This window comes from Marinobacterium sp. NO-S09, from assembly GCF_059179545.1.
This window is the reverse complement of sequence record NZ_CP168954.1, coordinates 3,524,939-3,542,728: the sequence shown is the minus strand read 5'-3', so window position 1 is coordinate 3,542,728 and position 17,790 is coordinate 3,524,939. Positions and strand designations below refer to the sequence as shown.

The 17,790-nt window shown below is 53.9% G+C and carries 16 protein-coding genes and 1 pseudogene; 6 read left to right on the top strand and 11 right to left on the bottom strand.

All coding sequences use genetic code 11. The features are described 5' to 3' along the window. The first annotated feature begins 3 nt into the window (after positions 1-3). The 3 genes from O3C79_RS16345 (at position 4) to O3C79_RS16335 (ending at position 2,623) form a co-directional block, all read left to right on the top strand. Complete coding sequence (locus tag O3C79_RS16345) at positions 4-897, top strand: response regulator (RefSeq protein WP_158217769.1); 894 nt, start codon at positions 4-6, stop codon at positions 895-897. Between the two features lie 78 nt (positions 898-975). Further along, positions 976-2,301: an NAD(P)/FAD-dependent oxidoreductase gene (locus tag O3C79_RS16340; protein ID WP_494383958.1), complete on the top strand. Its 1,326-nt coding sequence runs from the start codon at positions 976-978 to the stop codon at positions 2,299-2,301. Between the two features lie 10 nt (positions 2,302-2,311). Beyond that, entirely contained in the window at positions 2,312-2,623 is a 312-nt protein-coding gene (locus tag O3C79_RS16335) for a hypothetical protein (protein WP_494383957.1), read from the top strand. Positions 2,624-3,148: 525 nt separating this feature from the next. On the opposite strand, the gene O3C79_RS16330 is transcribed toward O3C79_RS16335, so the two are convergent. The 5 genes from O3C79_RS16330 to O3C79_RS16310 all read right to left on the bottom strand — a co-directional run bounded on the left by O3C79_RS16330 (position 3,149) and on the right by O3C79_RS16310 (position 8,470). Beyond that, on the bottom strand, positions 3,149-3,895 hold the full coding sequence (locus tag O3C79_RS16330; protein ID WP_010323248.1) for an amino acid ABC transporter ATP-binding protein: 747 nt from the start codon (positions 3,893-3,895) through the stop codon (positions 3,149-3,151). Between the two features lie 12 nt (positions 3,896-3,907). Beyond that, the gene (locus O3C79_RS16325; protein WP_029511104.1) at positions 3,908-4,579 is read right to left on the bottom strand and encodes an amino acid ABC transporter permease; all 672 of its coding nucleotides are present in this window, start codon (positions 4,577-4,579) and stop codon (positions 3,908-3,910) included. 60 nt (positions 4,580-4,639) lie between these two features. Continuing rightward, the gene (locus O3C79_RS16320; protein ID WP_010323250.1) at positions 4,640-5,398 is read right to left on the bottom strand and encodes a transporter substrate-binding domain-containing protein; all 759 of its coding nucleotides are present in this window, start codon (positions 5,396-5,398) and stop codon (positions 4,640-4,642) included. Positions 5,399-5,741: 343 nt separating this feature from the next. Further along, positions 5,742-7,571 carry a sensor domain-containing phosphodiesterase gene (locus tag O3C79_RS16315; RefSeq protein WP_494383956.1) on the bottom strand — a complete coding sequence of 610 codons (1,830 nt, stop codon included), beginning with the start codon at positions 7,569-7,571 and terminating at the stop codon, positions 5,742-5,744. A 245-nt stretch (positions 7,572-7,816) separates the two neighbouring features. After that, positions 7,817-8,470, bottom strand: a complete 654-nt coding sequence (locus O3C79_RS16310) for a cupin domain-containing protein (protein ID WP_494383955.1) — start codon at positions 8,468-8,470, stop codon at positions 7,817-7,819. Between the two features lie 145 nt (positions 8,471-8,615). On the opposite strand from O3C79_RS16310, the gene O3C79_RS16305 reads away from it, so the two are divergent. Then, positions 8,616-8,999: a hypothetical protein gene (locus O3C79_RS16305; protein WP_139044302.1), complete on the top strand. Its 384-nt coding sequence runs from the start codon at positions 8,616-8,618 to the stop codon at positions 8,997-8,999. A gap of 74 nt (positions 9,000-9,073) precedes the next feature. Beyond that, a complete protein-coding gene (locus tag O3C79_RS16300; RefSeq protein WP_076460590.1) occupies positions 9,074-9,592 on the top strand; it encodes a DUF411 domain-containing protein in 519 nt (172 codons plus the stop codon). 117 nt (positions 9,593-9,709) lie between these two features. On the opposite strand, the gene O3C79_RS16295 is transcribed toward O3C79_RS16300, so the two are convergent. From O3C79_RS16295 to tauA, 6 genes and pseudogenes are all read right to left on the bottom strand, one after another. Beyond that, a complete protein-coding gene (locus O3C79_RS16295) occupies positions 9,710-10,252 on the bottom strand; it encodes a hypothetical protein (protein WP_494383954.1) in 543 nt (180 codons plus the stop codon). A gap of 662 nt (positions 10,253-10,914) precedes the next feature. Continuing rightward, positions 10,915-12,201, bottom strand: a pseudogene (hglS, locus tag O3C79_RS16290) (2-oxoadipate dioxygenase/decarboxylase HglS); the annotation flags it as partial. A 215-nt stretch (positions 12,202-12,416) separates the two neighbouring features. Then, positions 12,417-12,704: a hypothetical protein gene (locus tag O3C79_RS16285; protein ID WP_010324110.1), complete on the bottom strand. Its 288-nt coding sequence runs from the start codon at positions 12,702-12,704 to the stop codon at positions 12,417-12,419. A 424-nt stretch (positions 12,705-13,128) separates the two neighbouring features. After that, the gene (locus tag O3C79_RS16280) at positions 13,129-14,103 is read right to left on the bottom strand and encodes an ABC transporter permease subunit (protein WP_494383953.1); all 975 of its coding nucleotides are present in this window, start codon (positions 14,101-14,103) and stop codon (positions 13,129-13,131) included. Next, positions 14,103-14,948 (bottom strand): taurine ABC transporter ATP-binding protein, encoded by an 846-nt coding sequence (locus tag O3C79_RS16275; protein ID WP_494383952.1) that lies wholly within the window; start codon positions 14,946-14,948, stop codon positions 14,103-14,105. The genes O3C79_RS16280 and O3C79_RS16275 overlap by 1 nt, the downstream gene beginning before the upstream one ends. Before the next feature lie 133 nt (positions 14,949-15,081). Further along, positions 15,082-16,113, bottom strand: a complete 1,032-nt coding sequence (gene tauA, locus O3C79_RS16270; RefSeq protein WP_494383951.1) for a taurine ABC transporter substrate-binding protein — start codon at positions 16,111-16,113, stop codon at positions 15,082-15,084. 191 nt (positions 16,114-16,304) lie between these two features. On the opposite strand from tauA, the gene pdxR reads away from it, so the two are divergent. Further along, the gene (pdxR, locus tag O3C79_RS16265) at positions 16,305-17,783 is read left to right on the top strand and encodes a MocR-like pyridoxine biosynthesis transcription factor PdxR (protein WP_494383950.1); all 1,479 of its coding nucleotides are present in this window, start codon (positions 16,305-16,307) and stop codon (positions 17,781-17,783) included. Positions 17,784-17,790 lie beyond the last annotated feature (7 nt).

Here is a 17,790-nt window from a genome sequence, read left to right as displayed (position 1 = left end):
GCGATGAGTGCCAAAGTTCTGGTTGTAGATGACTCTCCTGAAGTGATCAGCATGCTCAACGAGATGCTGACCCTGAATGGCTTTCAGGTTTTCATTGCGTTGGGTGGTGAGCAGGCCCTGAGTATCAGTGCTCAAATCACACCGGATATGATTCTGATGGACGCCATGATGCCCGGCATGTCCGGTTTCGAAGCCTGTGAACAACTGAAGGCTTCACCGGAGCTGATGAATATACCGGTGATCTTCATGACCGGTCTCAGTGACACCGAAGACATCGTCAAAGGGTTCGATGCCGGTGGCGTGGATTACATCACCAAGCCGATTCGTCATGAGGAATTACTGGTGAGGATGCGCTCTCATCTGGGCAACGCCAAGCGTGCCGCCCACGCCCACCAGGTGATGGACGGGCAGGGCCTGATGACCCTGTGTATCGCCAGTAGTGGTGAAGTTGAGTGGGCCACACCGCAGATCTATCGCATCTTTGGAGATCAGGTCGAGCAACTGGGTACGCGTTTGCAGGCATCTTTGCAGGGGCGAGCGCCTGGTGATGAGCCCGTAATGGTTCAGGTCAATGACGACCAGGTCAGGTGTCATCTGATTGATCAGGATGAGAGCGGCCGCTGTCTGCTCAAGGTGGATGACCCCCGCCAGCCGGATGACAGTACCAAGCTGGTGCACAGTTTCGGCCTGACCGAGCGCGAGGCCGAAGTACTGTTGTGGATTGTGCACGGTAAAACCAATAAGGAAATAGCCCAGATTCTGGGGCTGAGTCCAAGAACCATCAATAAGCACCTGGAGCAGGTGTTTCGCAAAATGCAGGTCGACAACCGCACCTCGGCTGCATTCACTGCGCTGCAATGTATCAGCCAGCGACTGGATGTCAGCGAAGCGATGTGACCATTTGTCACACCTCCGGAGGAATGACCTTGAGTTATTATATTAAATAACTCTAATGTTTGTTCTCGGAGGTGTGCCATGCACAACCCCAAAGGTGGGCACGATTCCCAAAGGCGCCGCTTACTTAAATTCGGAGCTGCAGCCGGTATCCTGTCTGCTGTTCCTGCTTCAGATCTGTTGGCGCGTCAGTCCAGCAATGCACATATTGTCATTATCGGTGCCGGTGCAGCAGGGCTGGATATTGCCAGCCGTCTGCAGCGTTCACTGGAGGGTGCCCGCATTACCCTGGTGGGCGCACGTCAGCAGCATTACTACCAGCCCGGTTTTACCTTAATTGCATCTGGCTTGTGGCAGATGGAGCGTGTGCTCACTTCGACACAGGAGTGGGTCCCGAAAAATGTGAGCTGGATAGAATCAGATGCCGCTTCATTCAACCCTGACAACAACAAGGTCACATTGACCAATCAGCAAACGCTGTCGTATGACCTTCTGGTAGTCGCCACGGGGTGTCAGCTGAACTACACAGACATAGAAGGCATGTCACCAGAGTTGATTGGTCAGCAGGGAATCGGCAGTGTGTATGCAGGCCCCGAGGCGGCGCGTGCGACCAATAATGCGATTCAGGCGTTGATTGATCGCGGCGAAGGGCGAGCACTGTTTACCCTTCCACATACGCCCATCAAGTGTGCCGGTGCGCCCCTGAAAATGACATTCACCACCCTGAGCCGGCTGGAAGATAGCGGGCAGCGTGAGCGCTTTCAGGTGGACTTCTTCACGCCATTCAAGGAAAAGGTGTTTTCCGTTCCCGTGTACAACGACTTTGTTCTCAACCGCTGGCGTGAGCAGCAGGTCGGGCTTTACGGCCAGCGCCGTCTGGTGGCCATTGATCCGGGAGCACGTACGGCACTGTTCAGTCATGCCAGCGGTGAAACGGACCAGGAGTCGTACGACTTCATCCATGTCGTACCGCCCATGAGCGCGCCGGATGTGGTTCGTCACAGTGAGCTGGCCTGGCAGGAAGGCAGTATGGCGCAGCAGTGGATGGAGGTTGATCAGTACAGCCTGCAGCACCGCCGCTACCCCAATATTTTTGGCATTGGCGATGTAGCCGGGACGCCCTTTGGCAAGACGGCCGCCAGCGTCAAAAAGCAGGCGCCGGTGGTGGAAGAAAACATACTGGCCTATCTGGCGGATCAACCTCTCAAGGCCCGCTACAACGGCTATACCTCCTGCCCGTTAATCACCAGTATTGGCCGTGCCATGTTGGCCGAGTTCGGATATGGCGGTGAGCTTATGCCTTCGTTCCCCTTTATCAGTCCGACGGAAGAGTCCTGGGCCGTATGGGTGATGAAGGAAAAAATGCTGCAGCCGGCGTACTACGCCATGCTCAATGGCCGGGTCTGAGGAGGTCAACATGTCGATTCAACAGATTCTTGTGGTGATGCTGTACACCCTTAAACCCTACCTCTGGCTACTTGGGCTTGCGATCCTGTTGTTGCTGGTCAGCCTTGTACTGGGACGGAAAAAACGTGGCCCCCAGTCTGCCATGATCTGGCCGGTATCAGGTGCGCTGGGGCTTGCTGCAGCACTGGCGGCTCCCGTGCTGACTGGCTCTCAACTGGCTTATGTGGTCACGACAACCGATTGGCTGGCGCTGATGGCGGTTGGCATCGGAGCGGCTCTGTACGCCTACCTGCTGCTGCGTCCGCTGTGGCGCAAGCGCTAGCCCATCCATATCACGCAGGCCCCATTATGAACCGGTGCCTGTTTTCTGGCGTATTCTGGTCAATAATTAAGCAACAAAGTCTTGAAAGGGATGTCGTACGTTATGTAGCTAAGCGTTAAACGGCCGGGTTGTCGGCATCGGCTGTTTTAACGAGCGGTGATCCCTATGCAATTGCTAAAAGATTATATTGATGACCGGATCTGCTTTTATTGGTCGGATCAGTCCGGTGGGCTGGTGAGCCCTCGATTTGCAACGTTCCAGGATGCTGAGGAGTGGTGGAAACGTTATCTCTTTGGGCGATACCAGGGAAAGGAGCGGAGACGTTCAATTTTCGACCGCAGAACCAACCATGCCAAACGCCAGCGTGTAGCAGATGGTGCTGCATGGGGATTGGGGCGACGGATAACTGACTTGCCGGTCAGAGTTGCACATGACCTGGCATCGCGTAAGGTTCTGGAAATGCGCAGAATGGCGAGCGCCCGAAGTGGAAAAAGAGCCCGGCCTTGAAACGGCCGGGCTCTTTTTTCAGTGTGACAGCACGCGGGACAGGAATGCCTGGGTGCGTTCGTTCTGCGGGTTGTCGAACACCTGATCCGGCGGGCCCTGCTCGACGATGCGGCCTTCGTGGATATAAATAACACGATCGGCCACTTCGCGGGCGAAGCCCATCTCGTGGGTCACGACCATCATGGTCATCCCTTCACGCGCCAGTTCACGCATGACGTCCAGCACCTCGCCGACCATTTCCGGGTCCAGCGCTGATGTGGGTTCATCAAACAACATCAGGCGAGGTTCCATTGCCAGCGCACGTGCAATCGCAACACGCTGCTGCTGACCACCGGACAACTGGCCAGGGAACTTGTCGGCCTGGTTGCCGATGCCGACACGGTCAAGCAGCCGGTCAGCCGTATCCGTGGCGTCATCCTTGTTGGAGTTACGCACCTTCATGGGCGCCAACATGATGTTGCGGCGTACGCTCAGGTGTGGGAACAGGTTAAACTGCTGGAACACCATGCCCACTTCCTTGCGGATACTGTTCAGGGCTTTCTGGTTACCCCCGTGTGGGGCCAGCGAACGCTCATCCACGACCAGCTGGCCGGAATTGTATTCTTCCAGGCCATTGATACAGCGAATCAGGGTCGATTTGCCTGAGCCACTGGCACCGATAATAACCACCACCTCACCGGTTTCGACCTGCAGGTCGATGTCCTTGAGTACGTGGTGCTGGCCGAAATATTTGTTCAGTTGATTGATTTCAACAATATACGACATGATTTCCGATCCTCAGACTGCTGCTGCTCCGCGGCGCTCGAACATGCGCAGCAGGAAGGAAAGTGACAGGGTGATGATCAGGTAAAGGATGGCCACCGCAAAATACACTTCAAAGGCGGTGAAGGTATTGGCGATATAGACCTGCCCCTGGCGTACCAGCTCGCCTACGCCGATGACTGAGAACAGCGAAGTATCCTTGATACTGACAATCGCCTGGTTGCCCAGCGGCGGAATCATGCGTCGGAAAGCCTGCGGCCAGATGATGTAGCGGAAGGTCTGGGTCAGAGATAGGCCCAGTGACAGGCCGGCTTCACGTTGTCCCTTGGCAATAGACTGAACCCCACCACGCACAACTTCGGAAATATAGGCACCGGAGTTGAAGGCGATGGCGGCAATGGCCGCAGTCACGGGGTCGATGGGCGAGCCCACCAGGTCGGGCAAACCGTAAAAGATAAACAGCACTTGCACCAGAATCGGGGTGCCGCGAAAGATTTCGATATAGGCGGTGGCAGGCCAGCGCAGATACCAGCGCCGGTTGATGCTAAGCAGGCCAAATATAATACCCAGCAGGAAACCGATAACCAGGCCGCCGAATGAGATCATCAGGGTGTAAGGCAACCCTTTCAACAGAAAGGGAATAGCGTCAATGGCTGCTTGCCAGTCGAATTGAAACTGGAATTCCACTAAAGAGTGCTCCGTAGTGTGCAGGACATGACCGGCCATTGCTGGCCGGTCCTGGGGGCCTTACTGGCTGTCCGGCATTTTGCCGAACCACTTCTCGTAAATGCTCTTATAGGTGCCGTCAGCCTTGATTTCAGCCAGCGCTGCATTGACTTCATCAATCCACTCGCTGCCCTGTTTGAGCGCGATACCGTACTGCTGGCCTTCATACAGCGGACCGACGGTTTTGGTGCGGCCCTGGCCACGGGTGCTGGAGAAATAGCCGACGTTGGGTGCATCGTAGAAAACCGCATCTACAGCGCCAGACATCAGTGCCATATACATGTCAGAGCTGCCCGGGTACGGCGTTACGTTGCCGTCTTTTTCCAGGGTTTCCATCAGGAAGTTGTAGCTGGTGCTGCCGATCTTGGTACCGATCTTGGCGCCTTCCAGGTCAGTGATCTCTTCAACCTGGTCGTTGTCGGCACGGACCAGAATACGCAGACCTGAGTCGTAGTAGGGGTCAGAGAAGTCGACGATCTTTTCACGTTCTTCGGTGATGGTGATACCGGCGAGGGCCATGTCTACATTGCCGGTCTGCAGGGCGGGGATGATGCCGTTGAAGTCCATGGTGTTGAGGTCGTATTCAAACCCTGCACGCTTGGATACTTCAGCGAGGATGTCCATGTCAAAGCCGATCATCTTGCCGGTGGCCTGGTCCATCATCTCGAAAGGCACGAAGCTGGGGTCAGTTACCACGCGCAGCGTGTCGGCCTGCGCAGTGGTTGCTGCAGCAGAAAAAGCCAGTCCCATACCCAGTGTCTTGAGCCATTTGATCTTCATGATCACTCCTTAAAATGCCAGTAGCCGACGCACGTATGCGTCGTTGAATTGTGGGGGAATTTGAGGCTATGCGATTCGGCATGCCAGAAGTTCCATCGCATTACTATGGTTCATACTGGCATAAAAAATCAAATCTATCGGAAATTCAGTGGCTTGGCGATTATGGCCAAAGTGAAGTTTAAACGAGATTTTTCAGGCTTTAGATCACGAATTTCGGAGAAAATACGCTATTTAAGTCGAGATGTGCCAAGGTGAACGGAAAGATGCGAGTGCCCCGGAATGGGGCGAGCGCAGGACGGAAACGGCGATAATCACTATCACCCGGTTCGTGACACTAAGGATTTTATTGCAGCAGTTTCAGGCAGTCTTCCAGCGGGACTGGCCTGCTGTAGAAGTAGCCCTGGAAGTAGTTACAGCCGCGCTCGTGCAGCCAGGTCTCATGTTCCTGCAGTTCGACGCCTTCGGCGACAACGGTCAGCCCCAGGCCACGGGCAAGGCCCAGAATAGACAGGGCAATGGCACGATCATCAGGGTCGTAGGGCAGGCCGCTGACAAAGGAACGGTCGATTTTGATACGGGTGACCGGCAGGCTTTTCAGGCGAGAAAGAGAAGAGTAACCGGTACCAAAGTCGTCAATGGCCAGGCGGGCGCCCAAGTCTACCAGTGCCTGAAGCACTGATTGAACGGTATCCATATCACCCTGAATGGCATCTTCAGTAACCTCAAACTGGAGCGCTTGAGGAGGCATGGCATATTCGCTGCAAAGTGCCTGCACCAGCTCAGGCAACCTTGGCGCGAGCACCTGCTCGGCAGACAGGTTGACCGAGACCACCGGTAGAGGGGTGCCCTCATCCTGGCAATGGCGCCAGTCTTCACAAACGCGTCTCAGCACGGCAGCACCCAAGCCATACATCAGGCCGGCAGAACGGGCGACATCAAGGAATTCTATGGGAGACATCCAGCCATTTTCAGGGTGGTTCCAGCGCACCAGGGCTTCGATAGTGTCGATGTGATGGTCACTGCCATCGATTATCGGCTGATAAAACACATCGAGCTGGTTGCTCTCGATGGCAGTGCGCAGTGCACTCTCCAGCCGAAATCGTGAGCGTGCCGAGCTTTGGTGGTCGTGGTTGAACAGGGCAAAGTTGGCCGGGCCAATGGCTTTGGCTGTGTACATGGCCGTTTCAGCACCACGCATCAGCTCTTCGGTATATTCAAAGTCATCCGGGCAGCAGCAGATACCGATACTAGCGCTCATGGCCAGCTGGTGCTGGTCCAGCATGACCGGCTCGGAGATGAGCTCTTGCAGGCTGGTTGCCAGTTGAGTGAGAGTCTCTTCAGAGGGCTGGTGCTGAACGACCATAACGAACTCATCGCCCCCCACGCGGGCCAACAGATCCTTACCTCTCAGGTGGAACTGATCCAGCCTGCTCCCCAGTTCGGTAATAACCTGGTCGCCCGCATGAGTGCCAAGGCCCTCGTTAACGGTCTTGATGCGGTCGATATCGATCCAGACGAGGGAAAAGCTGCACGTCTGAGCATCGATCAAGTCCTGCACCCGCTGTTTTAGCGAGGCCAGGTTGGCCAGCCCGGTCATGGCATCATAGTGAGTGACAAACTCCAGCGCCCGCTTCGATCTCAGCCAGGCTTCGTGGGTGTGGATCAGGCTAAGTGTGTTTGCGACAGCTACGGCCAGTGATATTTCTGACAGGCTCCAGTCCCTGGGCTTTCTGTCTTCCAGGCAGATTACCCCAGCCAGGCAGTCGCCATCGAAAATCGGCACATCCAACATTGCCTTTACACCCGTATGAGGGAAGTAGTCAGCCGTAAAGGAAGCCGTGCGTGGGTCTGTCAGAGCGTCCCGAGCATCCAGTACCTTTTCTTCCAGCAGAGTGTTGAAATATTCAGGGTGGTCATCAGCGCTGAGGGTTATACCGCAGGAGGCATCCTTAAGCGTGCCTTCGTCTTGAGTGTCACGCAGGCGTTCACAGACGATGGAGTTATCATCGTGATTAAACGCCCAGATGCTGGTGCGGTTGATGCCGATATGTTCAATGCAGAAGTCTGCCAGTAGTGCCAGCTTTCGACCCCGTGGTAGAGCAACATAGTCCGCATCGTGCGTAAGGCTCAGCAGGGCTTTGTGCGACTGAATCAGGTCATTGCTGGTCGGCATGGACAGTTCTCGGCATTGCAACCCTGCTGTTGCAGGATAAATGCAGGAAAATATTTCTACATTACAGGTGTAACGTTTAATCTAGCATGAATTAAAAAGCTGATTCCAGAATCCAGTATAGGTGCTTGATTCAGGAATCGCCTCAGATTCAGGCCAAAATGTGGCTGGCCAGCAACACCTGAGGTCAGTGTCTGAATGTAACGCCGCTGACCGGCCGCTCGCAAGCATTGATGAGATCTGCCCGGTTATTTTAGTGGTAAATGCCCGGCTTTAATCAGAATCAGTCCCTTGCCTTCTGCACAAACGGCCTCTGAGGCAAGGCTCGGCGTGCGAAACCAGCTGCCGGGATGCAAAGAAACTTGCCCGATTTGCAGCCTTCCTTCGATAACCAATAGCTCGGCGGGTACAGCGTTTCCGCTTGGGAGTTCTATCTCGCCAGGCGTAAAGGACAGCAGCCAGGTGTGTTCTCGAATGCCTGTCTCGGGATTCTGGTACTCGTGCAGCAGTTTGGCGTCGGGGTTGTCCTGGCTGGCTTTCAGTTCTGTTTGCAGGCGTACCTGGGTCAGGTCGGTCGAGGCAAACTGGTTCAGTTTGACGAAAATGACACAGCCGTCCTTGCTGAAAGGGGCATGGCGGCTGCCGGGCGGGTTACGGAGATAGCTGCCCACCGGGTAATCACCGCTTTCATCCGAGAATACACCTTCCAGAACAAATATCTCTTCACCCAGTGGGTGTGAGTGGCTGGCGAAGGAGGTGTCCGGTGCATATTTGACGATACTGGTGGTGTGACCTGATTCCTTTTGCAGGCGCTCCAGTGGCTTGCGGCGAACGCCTGGCGCCGGACTGGGTAGCCAGTCCATTTCTGCAGTCTCAACGATCAGACGTTTGCTAAAATCCATGTTCAGGTTTTCAGGCAAGGTATTTTGTTGCTTGGGATCAGGAACCATATTTCACCTTAAGGCTCATAATGAGTGCGTGTACGAGTTGTACCCGTACCGTACAGGCATTAGTTTCACATTTTATGGTTTTGGGCCGGTCATTCACGTGTTAAAGCAGCTATCAGCACCCTATCAGTCAAAAGTGTATCAGGCTTTGCCTCTGGTGCTGCTGTGCCTGTTGTTGCTGTTTGCTCAGGGCACAAAAGCAGTCCATGCTGCCGACCCCGGCCTGGTACCAGATGCTGTTGCCATGCATTGTGATGGCAATGATCCGGATGGTTGTCATTCGCCAGCGGTGGCGGATTGCTGTGATGATCAGCTGCTACAGTGCGCACTGGACTGTGCTCAGGGAACCGCCTGGCTGCCGGCGACCCTGAAGCAGCTCCATTTGAAACAGGTTCGCGCCTTGCCGCCACCTTTGCCCATTCAATTACCTGACCCACTGACGGAGCTGCCATATCAGCCTCCAAGGCGTACTTATTCTGTTTGAGCCGTCTATTCAGCAACGCGTTTAATTGGCTGCCTGTAAAACGAGAACAGGCACGTCGGGATCAGGAGATTCTCATGTCTTTCGTAAGCAAGAAAAATATTGTGTCTTTGGTATCGGGCTTGGCACTGTTGGCGGGTTCGCAAATGAGCATGGCAGAAGAGGCACCTGCCAGTGTGCTGCTGAGAGCCGCCAAAACCGAGCACCTGAACGTGTATAAAAGCCCGACCTGTGGCTGTTGTGAGGACTGGATTGAGCATGCCGAGGATAATGGTTTTGATACCAAGGCATTCCATCCGCGAAACCTGGATCAGATGAAGCAGGAAATGGGTATCCGCGGGCAGTGGAAATCCTGCCACACAGCGGTATCCGAATCTGGATATCTGTTTGAGGGGCATGTGCCGGCACGACTGGTGAAGCAGTTTCTTGCCAACCCGCCTGAAGATGCTTTGGGACTGACGGCGCCGGGTATGCCGATGGGTAGCCCGGGCATGGAAATGGGCGACCGTTTCCAGCCTTACCAGATTCTGCAGATGAACAGGGATGGCAGCTCTGAAGTGTATGCCACGATTGATAAGCAATCTGAGCAGTACTGATTCATCTGTTGGGAGGAGGAGCCCCGGCTTAGTGCCGGGGCTTTTTGGATCGGCCCTTTATGTTGCTGTTTCAGGGTTAACAATGGGGTGAGGTAAAGGCGAGCGTTGCTGTTCCAATTAGATCTTACAAGATGCTACTTCTCTAATATGATTCCTCATCATGATAAAGTACGCAATTACAATCGCTACATCTAATACAGAATAAATAATAGAATAAATGGCAGTGGCAATAGTTGGAGTGCTATCTGATAAATAAGGTGTAAGTAAACCCAGCAATAATCCCATGATGATGGCGATTATGAGTATTCTTATGGATACTGGTAACATTAAAGCATTGATTCTAAGAAAGAAATTTTTTCCGTCGCCTTTTGAGTTGGCTTGATATAACAGCCAAGTGCCGTAGTATATTATTACGCCTGTAACAATGAATGTCACTATATCCACAAGGCTTGAGGATACGTACATGGATATCTCCAAAGAGCCTCCTGTTCCGTTAGGCTCAGAACCGTAAAAACCCACTGTTACAGGCATTTCAAGGCCAATGCCCGCAATAATGCTTGCAATGATTAAGTGTTTGAGTGCATCAACCTCTCCAAAGCTGCCGTCCTGCAACTTTTCTATCAGGGCTATTACATTTAGAAAATATATGTTCGCAAACATATTCGTATTCCTTACTCTATATGTCCAGTTACGATGGGGAGTGCTTTTTAAAGTGGATTTTTTGGCGTTTTATTTTCAAGGCGAAAAAAGATGCCAGATATGACTTCTGATGTAAAAATCACTGACCTTGTTTTGGCTCCAGATTTTTATTCTTTAAAACGATTACGTACGAAACGGATATGAAAGCGATAAATGAAAAAAGATACGCAAGGACTATATTGCTGTAGTGTAAGAAATGAACCATCCACTTCATGTCTTCGGCGGAGCTGGCTCCACGATCTATAAAGAATGGAGTGATATAGCCTAAAATAATGCCAAATATGGGAGCTATGATTAACTGTATTGCCTCAAATGCAATCCAGGCTATCAGTATTCTTAAAAAGACTTTCTTCATTTTCGTTCATTCCTTGATAGTACCTGATCAAAAGACGAATGCTGCCATGGCTTATTCCTATCCGCCGGCATTCTCTGCATTCATGCACCGCACTATATCCATTCGCTCCTGAGCTGGCCATCCAACCTAAGTAAAACCTGCAGAAAAATCTGGTGCTTCATGATATTGAACAGCGGGAAAATAACAAAAAGCCGCACAAAGTCGCTCAAAGGATGAGCGAACTGGCAAACAGCTGTTTCAATTCCGCTTCGTTATCAAGAGGCTTAGGTCAGGCTTTCAAGATGGCCAAGCATTCATCGATAGAGTGCTGCTGTGTTTCGGCATAAAGTGCCAGTTCGTTCATAACGGGTTGCCCCAGCGCGTTTTGAAACTCTGCCTGGCTGGAGGAGGCATCATAATGAGCCTGGGCGCTGTCTCCCAAGTTTGACTGGAAAATGCCCGCAGCGCTGACCGGCAAAAAGTCTTCATACACCAGCGGTTCGTAGTCGATACAGCCTGCGGTCATCAGCTCATTGAGCGTACCGGGTAATGCCTTTTCAGCTGCAGCATCAAGTCCTTTACTGGTGACGAAGTAGCGAAAGTACGCCAGTTGCTGATCGTGCATCGCTGCGTGGCTATCCGGGAATGCCTGGAAGTGTTGCTCCAGCAGTTCGATATAGCGCTCTGCATTTTCCTCATTTGGCAAGGCGTTAAGCTCTTTGCGGGTATTAGCCAGCAGTTGGTCATAGAGTGCGCGCCCCTTTGGGGTAAGCGCTGCACCGCGCTGTTCGATCTCACCAAATCGAGCGGTATGGCTACCATTGGCCTGATCAGTGAAAGCCACTTTTTCCTGCAGCGCCTTGAAACTGGTCTGGCGCAAGAGGATAGGGCATTTGCGACGAGGAGGGCCTTCTACAACCGCTTTGGGCGTAATCCCTTGTTTTGGCATTTCGGCTTGAATACGGTCGATATCGAGGGTGCGCGGGGTAAGGTGATTGATATGAGGCCCTTTGAAGGCCACCACATCGGCAATGAGACGGTGTTGTTCATGCAGCCTTGTGTATTCGGCTGCAGTGACGGTGGCTTCCTTGTGCCACCTGAAGGTCTCAAGAGCCTCCTGAATAAACTGGTTTGAGTCTGCTTCATTGAGTCCTCCCTCTGCCTCGTGCTGCTCGATCAGCTCCATGACCCGTGGCGTAAAAATTTTGCGCTTGGTGAGGATATCAGACGCCATTTTCCGCAAAGCCGGATCATCAATCAGTTCCAGGCGTAACAGGGATGTGAACACGCGAAAGGGACTCTTCTGAAGATCCTTTTCATGTATCGCTCTAAAAGCAGTGGAGTGAACAGGCACGCCAGCAGGACTCAGGTCATAATAGCCAACAGGCTGCATGCCCATAACGGCAAATAACCGCCGGATGGTTGCCAGCTCGGCAGCGGTGCCCAAGCGGATGGCGCCGTGGCGTTCCATCGCTAAACGTTCAAACTCACCCGTGCGCTGCAGGTGGCGCTCAACGTCTGGGTATTCGGCCAGCACTTCCTGATTCACTTCAGCCACTAGATCAAGCAAGTCACCATAGAGGGGGACTTAAGCCTGATACATATCGGACATGAACCTGGAAAACCGGGCGCGGATTTCGGCAGGTTCAATGAACGATGATGTGTGCGTGCTCATGATGATGACGTCTCCCGAAAACAGATTCTTTTTATTAGAGTGTAGCTGTGAACTGGGCGGTATTTGAGACCGGCGAGTCTGTAAGCCTGATTGTGTAAAGTGGCTTCATACCTACTCTAGAGGCTGGCAACTGTACTCTGTAACGTATTTAATATAGCTGCAATGGCTAAAACCAGCAGTACGTTAATACCAATAAATATTCCGACGGCAAACTCAAATGCCTGGCCTTCAAGTGCGCTTGCAAAGCCTTTTTCCAGGAGCTTATAGGCTTCTGAGCCACGAGCCTTTTTGGCGGATTTCAAAAAGCGCTTGGGGTTTCCGAACCACTTTTTAAATAGAACCCATCCGACCGGGCACCAGAGAGCGATTGCTAAAATCAGGATTTTTGAATCTGATATTTCCATTTATACTTTAACCAGGATGTTTTCAGTTTATTGAAGTTGCACAGATCTAAGCTTGTATGGCGACTAATACATATTAGATAAATAGCGGTTAGTGCCTGAAGGTGAGTCTTAAATCTTGCCTGTATCTGAATCAGAAAGGCCGCGTGGGCGCTGGCAGAAAAGCAAAAAGGAAACTGTCAGAAGTGACGTTTTCATGGTGTGACCATCCCTGTGTTTTTAATGAATACCGAACACTGCCGAGGGCCGTCTTACATCCTTTAGGCTATTCCTTGTGTCCGAGCACGGCACTATAACCAGCTCAGGCATTGTTGACTACTCAACCTAAGTAACATGTGTAATTCAAAACGCGTCAGCTGACTTCAGCCAGAAAAAAGCCGCACAAGGCGGCTTTTGAGGGGACGAGAAAGAGTGGTTTTCGTCTCTGTTAACGGCCTTTCCAGGGCACCAGCTTGCGTTCGGCGTAGCGCATCAGCAGGTCGAACAGGTAGGCGATCACGCCGATGACGATGATGCCCATGATAACCACGTCGGTGACCAGGAACTCGGCGGCGTTCAGCACCATGAAGCCAAGACCCGCCTGGGCGGCAACCATTTCAGCGGCTACCAGTGTGGTCCAGCCGAAGCCGATCCCGATCCGCATGCCGGTGAGGATCTCGGGCAGGGCGCTTTTCAGAATGATGTGACGTACCACCTGCCAGCGAGAGGCACCCATGGAGTAGGCGGCGTGGATCTGTTCGATGGCGACGGACTTTACACCGGCGCGAGCACTCAGTGCCATGGGGGCGAAAATCGCCATGTAGATCAATACGATTTTTGAAGTCTCACCGATGCCCAGCCAGATTATGACTAGCGGCAGGTAGGCCAGCGGCGGCAGCGGGCGGTAGAACTCGATAATAGGGTCAAACAGCCCTCGAGCGACACGGTTAACACCCATGAAAATACCGATGGGGACAGCGGTTACCAGCGCCAGGGCAAAGGCGCCAAAGACCCTGAGCATGCTCCACCCTGTATGTTCCAGCAGGGTGGCGTTGGCAAAGCCTTCGGTCAGCACTTCCCAGAAGCGTTCGACCACGGCGACGGGGGAGGGCAGGAACAACGGTTTAACCCAACCGGCCGAGGTGGCCACAAACCAGAGTCCGATCAGGGACAGTGCGGTGACAATGCTAATGGCCAGGCTGCGGCCCTGTCCGGGTGCGCCAAATGAATCACCGGGTTTGACCGGGCCGGCGGCAAACAGCTTGCCCAGTTTTTGCAGCAGCGTTACGGATTGAGTTTGAGTCACGGCCGGTTTGGTTACCGGGGCTTCGGCAGATTTGGACTCTGCTGTCGTGCGCGCAGGGGGCTCGGTGGTGTCATCGGCCATCAGGTCGGCGCTATCCAGTGTTTTGTTCGCCATCATCAGTGCATTCCTCCGGATTGCTCGTCACCATGAATGATGCTGAGGACTTTCTCGCGCATCTCGATGAATTCGGGCATGGATTTGACCTTGCGGGCATCGCGACATTCGAGGAAGCGTTCGTTGAAATCGAGTTTGAACTCATGGGTAATACGCCCCGGGCGCGGGGACATGATGATCAAACGCGAGGCCATGAACAGAGCTTCCTCTACACTGTGGGTGATGAAGAACATCATTTTCTCGGTCTCTTTCCACACATCCAGCAGCAACTCCTGCAACACCTCACGTGTCAGTGCGTCCAGGGCACCCAGGGGTTCGTCCAGTAACAGCATTTCAGGATCGTTGGTGAGTGCACGTGCGATGCCGACACGCTGCTGCATGCCACCGGACAGCTGGTACACCGGGTGATTGTGGAAATCTTCCAGGCCGACCAGCTTGAGAAATGCTGCGGCCCGCTCGCGACGTTCGCTTTTGCCAATGCCCTGAAGTTTCAGACCAAATTCAGTGTTTTCCAGTACATTCAGCCATGGCAGTAGAGCGTGTTTCTGGAACACGACGCCGCGTTCCTTGCCGGGGCCGGCGATCTGGTCCTGCAGATCCACCCCGCAAGCAACCCGAGGCAGGCCGGACACCGGATTGTCACCCAGTGTGAGGTAGCCATCGGATGGGGAGATGAAGCCGGCCATCAGGCTCAGCAATGTGGTTTTGCCGCAGCCGGAAGCGCCCAGTGCCACTACGAATTCGCCCGGCTCAATACTGAAATTGATATTGGAAAGGGCACGGACTTCTTCGCCGTTGTTCAGGCCGGGATATACAACCGACACATCATGAATCTGCAATCTGCTCATAATCTCTTACTCCTGCCTGGCAGGCTTTCGAAAACCTGTCCGCGTTGCTGAGGCTGCAATAACAAGGCTGCAGCGGCTTCGGCACAGGTTTCCAGCTATCAGTGGGCCCCCACGAATGGGGGCCGTGGTTGGGTCAGGACTTGGCTTTTTCGGCGTATGAAGGATTCACGTAATCGCTGTAGCGTTCTTTCAGGCCAGGAATCTTGCCCTGATCCTTGAGGAACTCTGAGGTAAAGCGCAGCGCCTTGGCCGCTCCGCCGTCTTCACCGCAGCCCAGCCAGGCACAGCCTTTCTGTTCTTCCAGGGTCGGGAACTGATACAGCGCCAGCACGCCCGGCACGCTGGCGGCATCGCCACCGGTCATCTGGGCAATTTTCTTCACCATGGGAGATTCTGCTGTCAGGCTTTCCTTGTTGGCGCGGTATTCGTTGTCGGCCTGGGCCATCAGCTCGATCAGGGTGGTGACCACTTCAGGGTTGGCCTTGCCGTACTCCTTGCTGACCACCATGCCGTCGAAGGTCGCCTTGCCCCAGCGGCTCAGCTCGCCGGAGCTCAGCAGAACCTGGCCGTCCTGCTTGATCTGGCCCAGTACCGGGTCCCAGATGAAGGCGGCATCAATGTCACCACGCTGCCAGGAGGCAGAAATTGCATTGGGCTGGAGGTTGAGGACTTTCACATCCTTCTCTGTCAGGCCAAACTGCTCCAGTGCGAACAGGGTGTGGAAGTGTGTTGTGGATACAAAGGGTACACCCAGTGTTTTGCCCTTGAGATCCTGAGGAGCGGTGATGCCGCTGCCATCACGAACGACCAGGGCTTCGGCTTCGTTGATGTTCTCCAGAATCCAGACCAGCTCGATATCGACGCCACGGCTGATGGCGGCTGCAATCGGGCTGGAACCGGCGGTGGCGATGTCCACATCGCCTGAGGCCATGGCGGTGATGACCTTGGCACCGGAGTCGAAGCGGCGCCATTCCACATCCATACCGGTTGCAGCTTCAAGTGCCTTATCGGCAATGACGGACTTCCAGGGGTTCATCATGCCCTGGTAGCCAATCGTCAGGGTGTCGGCAAAGGCCATTTGTGAGCAGAGGACGCTGGCGCCCACGCCAATAGCCAGTTTGTTCGCAATACGACCCACAAGCGTTTTGGTGCTGGTCTTTTTCATGATGGTGCTCCGATTTCGATAATGGGTGCCGTGCTAGCGGCTGTGCGTTTTTGCGCCTGAGTCCACATTAGAACCGGGGCTGGCCGTGGCCATAGAGCCAGTCTTGATCGGCTATGGGTCCAGTTGATCGGTATGGCATATTTTGTGCATGATTTTGGTGCAGTTAACGATATTGAAGACAGTGTCCGCCCATGAATGAGCATTATTTGAAAGTCGATTTCGAGCCTGACCGTACACTCCAGGATCAAATCCGCGAGCGCCTGGTGGCCACCATTCTCAGCGGTCATCTGCCGGTAGATGAGCCCATGCCATCGTCTCGTCGCCTGGCTGAGCAGCTGGGCGTTTCCCGCAATACCATCGTGCTGATTTACGAAAGCATGGTGGACGCTGGCTACCTGGTGGCAATGAAGCGACGCGGCTATTTCATTGCGCCTGCGTTTCATCAGCCGGAGGATCTTTGCACCGAGGTGGTGCAGGATGACGAGGGTGGAGCGCCGTTGTGGCAGCAACGTTTTCGTCGTCAGCCCAGTGAACAGCCTTCCATCATCAAGCCCAATAACTGGCGCTCGTTTGAGTACCCGTTTATATATGGCCAGGTACAGCACGAGTTTTTTCCCATCGAGCAGTGGCGCGAATGTGCGCGTAAATCCCTCTCCGGCAGCGGCGCCCGAGACTGGATTCATGACAGTGTGGATTCAGATGATGCGGCACTGGTGGAGCAGGTGCGTACCCGGCTGCTGCCCAAGCGCGGCATCTACGTTGAACCGAATGAGATTCTGATCACCATCGGCACCCAGAACTCGCTATACCTGTTGGCCAACCTGCTGTGTGATGCCCGCACGCGGGTTGCGCTGGAAAACCCCGGCTTCAGGGATGCCTTTAACATTTTCAAAATGTTCGATGCGGATATCCATCTGCAGCCGGTGGATGCTGAGGGCATCCTGGTGGATGAGCGCCTGCAGGGGGCTGACTATATCTACGTGACGCCCAGCCATCAGGTGCCCACTGGCGCAGAGCTGTCGGTGCAGCGCCGGCGTGAATTGATGACATTGGCCTCGGAGCATGACGCTGTTCTGATCGAAGATGACTACGACGCCGATATCAATATGCAGGCCAACCCCATTCCGGCCTTGAAAGCCTATGACCAGGATAAACGGGTGATCTACATGGGCAGCCTGTCCAAGTCGATTTCACCGGGGCTGCGCATCGGCTTTATGGTGGCGGATGAAACGCTGATTGCCGAGGCAAGGGCGCTGCGACGGCTGATGTACCGCCATCCAGCTGCAAACAACCAGCGTCAGGCTGCACTCTTTCTGGCGCAGGGGCATTACGATGCCTATTTACGCAAAATCCGAGAGCTTTATTCCAGTAAGCTCCAGCGTATGCAGGGTGCTATCGAGCGCTATTTGCCCGACATGATGACAGTGCCGGTCAGCTCGGGGGCGTCCTCTATCTGGCTGCGTGCGCCTGACTATGTGGACACCGAAGAACTGTCCTGGATGGCTGCGCGAGAAGGTATTTTGATTGAGCCGGGTGCTGTGCACTGTCTGGAGCAGCATCCACCGCACAACTACTTTCGCCTGGGATTTTCCGCCATCGCGACCCACAAGATTGAGCCCGGAATCGAGCTGCTCAGTCATATTCTGGAGCAGTATGCGGCGCGCCATTAACGCCGCT

What these genes read in the sequence shown, in the direction of transcription:
- O3C79_RS16315 (WP_494383956.1), bottom strand. Translation starts at nt 7,571, where the DNA reads ATGCCGACCAGCAATGACCTGATTCAGTCGCACAAAGCCCTGCTGAGC.
- O3C79_RS16300 (WP_076460590.1), top strand. Translation starts at nt 9,074, where the DNA reads ATGTCTTTCGTAAGCAAGAAAAATATTGTGTCTTTGGTATCGGGCTTG.
- O3C79_RS16285 (WP_010324110.1), bottom strand. Translation starts at nt 12,704, where the DNA reads ATGGAAATATCAGATTCAAAAATCCTGATTTTAGCAATCGCTCTCTGG.
- O3C79_RS16310 (WP_494383955.1), bottom strand. Translation starts at nt 8,470, where the DNA reads ATGGATTTTAGCAAACGTCTGATCGTTGAGACTGCAGAAATGGACTGG.
- O3C79_RS16330 (WP_010323248.1), bottom strand. Translation starts at nt 3,895, where the DNA reads ATGTCGTATATTGTTGAAATCAATCAACTGAACAAATATTTCGGCCAG.
- O3C79_RS16340 (WP_494383958.1), top strand. Translation starts at nt 976, where the DNA reads ATGCACAACCCCAAAGGTGGGCACGATTCCCAAAGGCGCCGCTTACTT.
- O3C79_RS16295 (WP_494383954.1), bottom strand. Translation starts at nt 10,252, where the DNA reads ATGTTTGCGAACATATATTTTCTAAATGTAATAGCCCTGATAGAAAAG.
- pdxR (WP_494383950.1), top strand. Translation starts at nt 16,305, where the DNA reads ATGAATGAGCATTATTTGAAAGTCGATTTCGAGCCTGACCGTACACTC.
- O3C79_RS16320 (WP_010323250.1), bottom strand. Translation starts at nt 5,398, where the DNA reads ATGAAGATCAAATGGCTCAAGACACTGGGTATGGGACTGGCTTTTTCT.
- O3C79_RS16275 (WP_494383952.1), bottom strand. Translation starts at nt 14,948, where the DNA reads ATGAGCAGATTGCAGATTCATGATGTGTCGGTTGTATATCCCGGCCTG.
- O3C79_RS16335 (WP_494383957.1), top strand. Translation starts at nt 2,312, where the DNA reads ATGTCGATTCAACAGATTCTTGTGGTGATGCTGTACACCCTTAAACCC.
- O3C79_RS16280 (WP_494383953.1), bottom strand. Translation starts at nt 14,103, where the DNA reads ATGATGGCGAACAAAACACTGGATAGCGCCGACCTGATGGCCGATGAC.
- tauA (WP_494383951.1), bottom strand. Translation starts at nt 16,113, where the DNA reads ATGAAAAAGACCAGCACCAAAACGCTTGTGGGTCGTATTGCGAACAAA.
- O3C79_RS16345 (WP_158217769.1), top strand. Translation starts at nt 4, where the DNA reads ATGAGTGCCAAAGTTCTGGTTGTAGATGACTCTCCTGAAGTGATCAGC.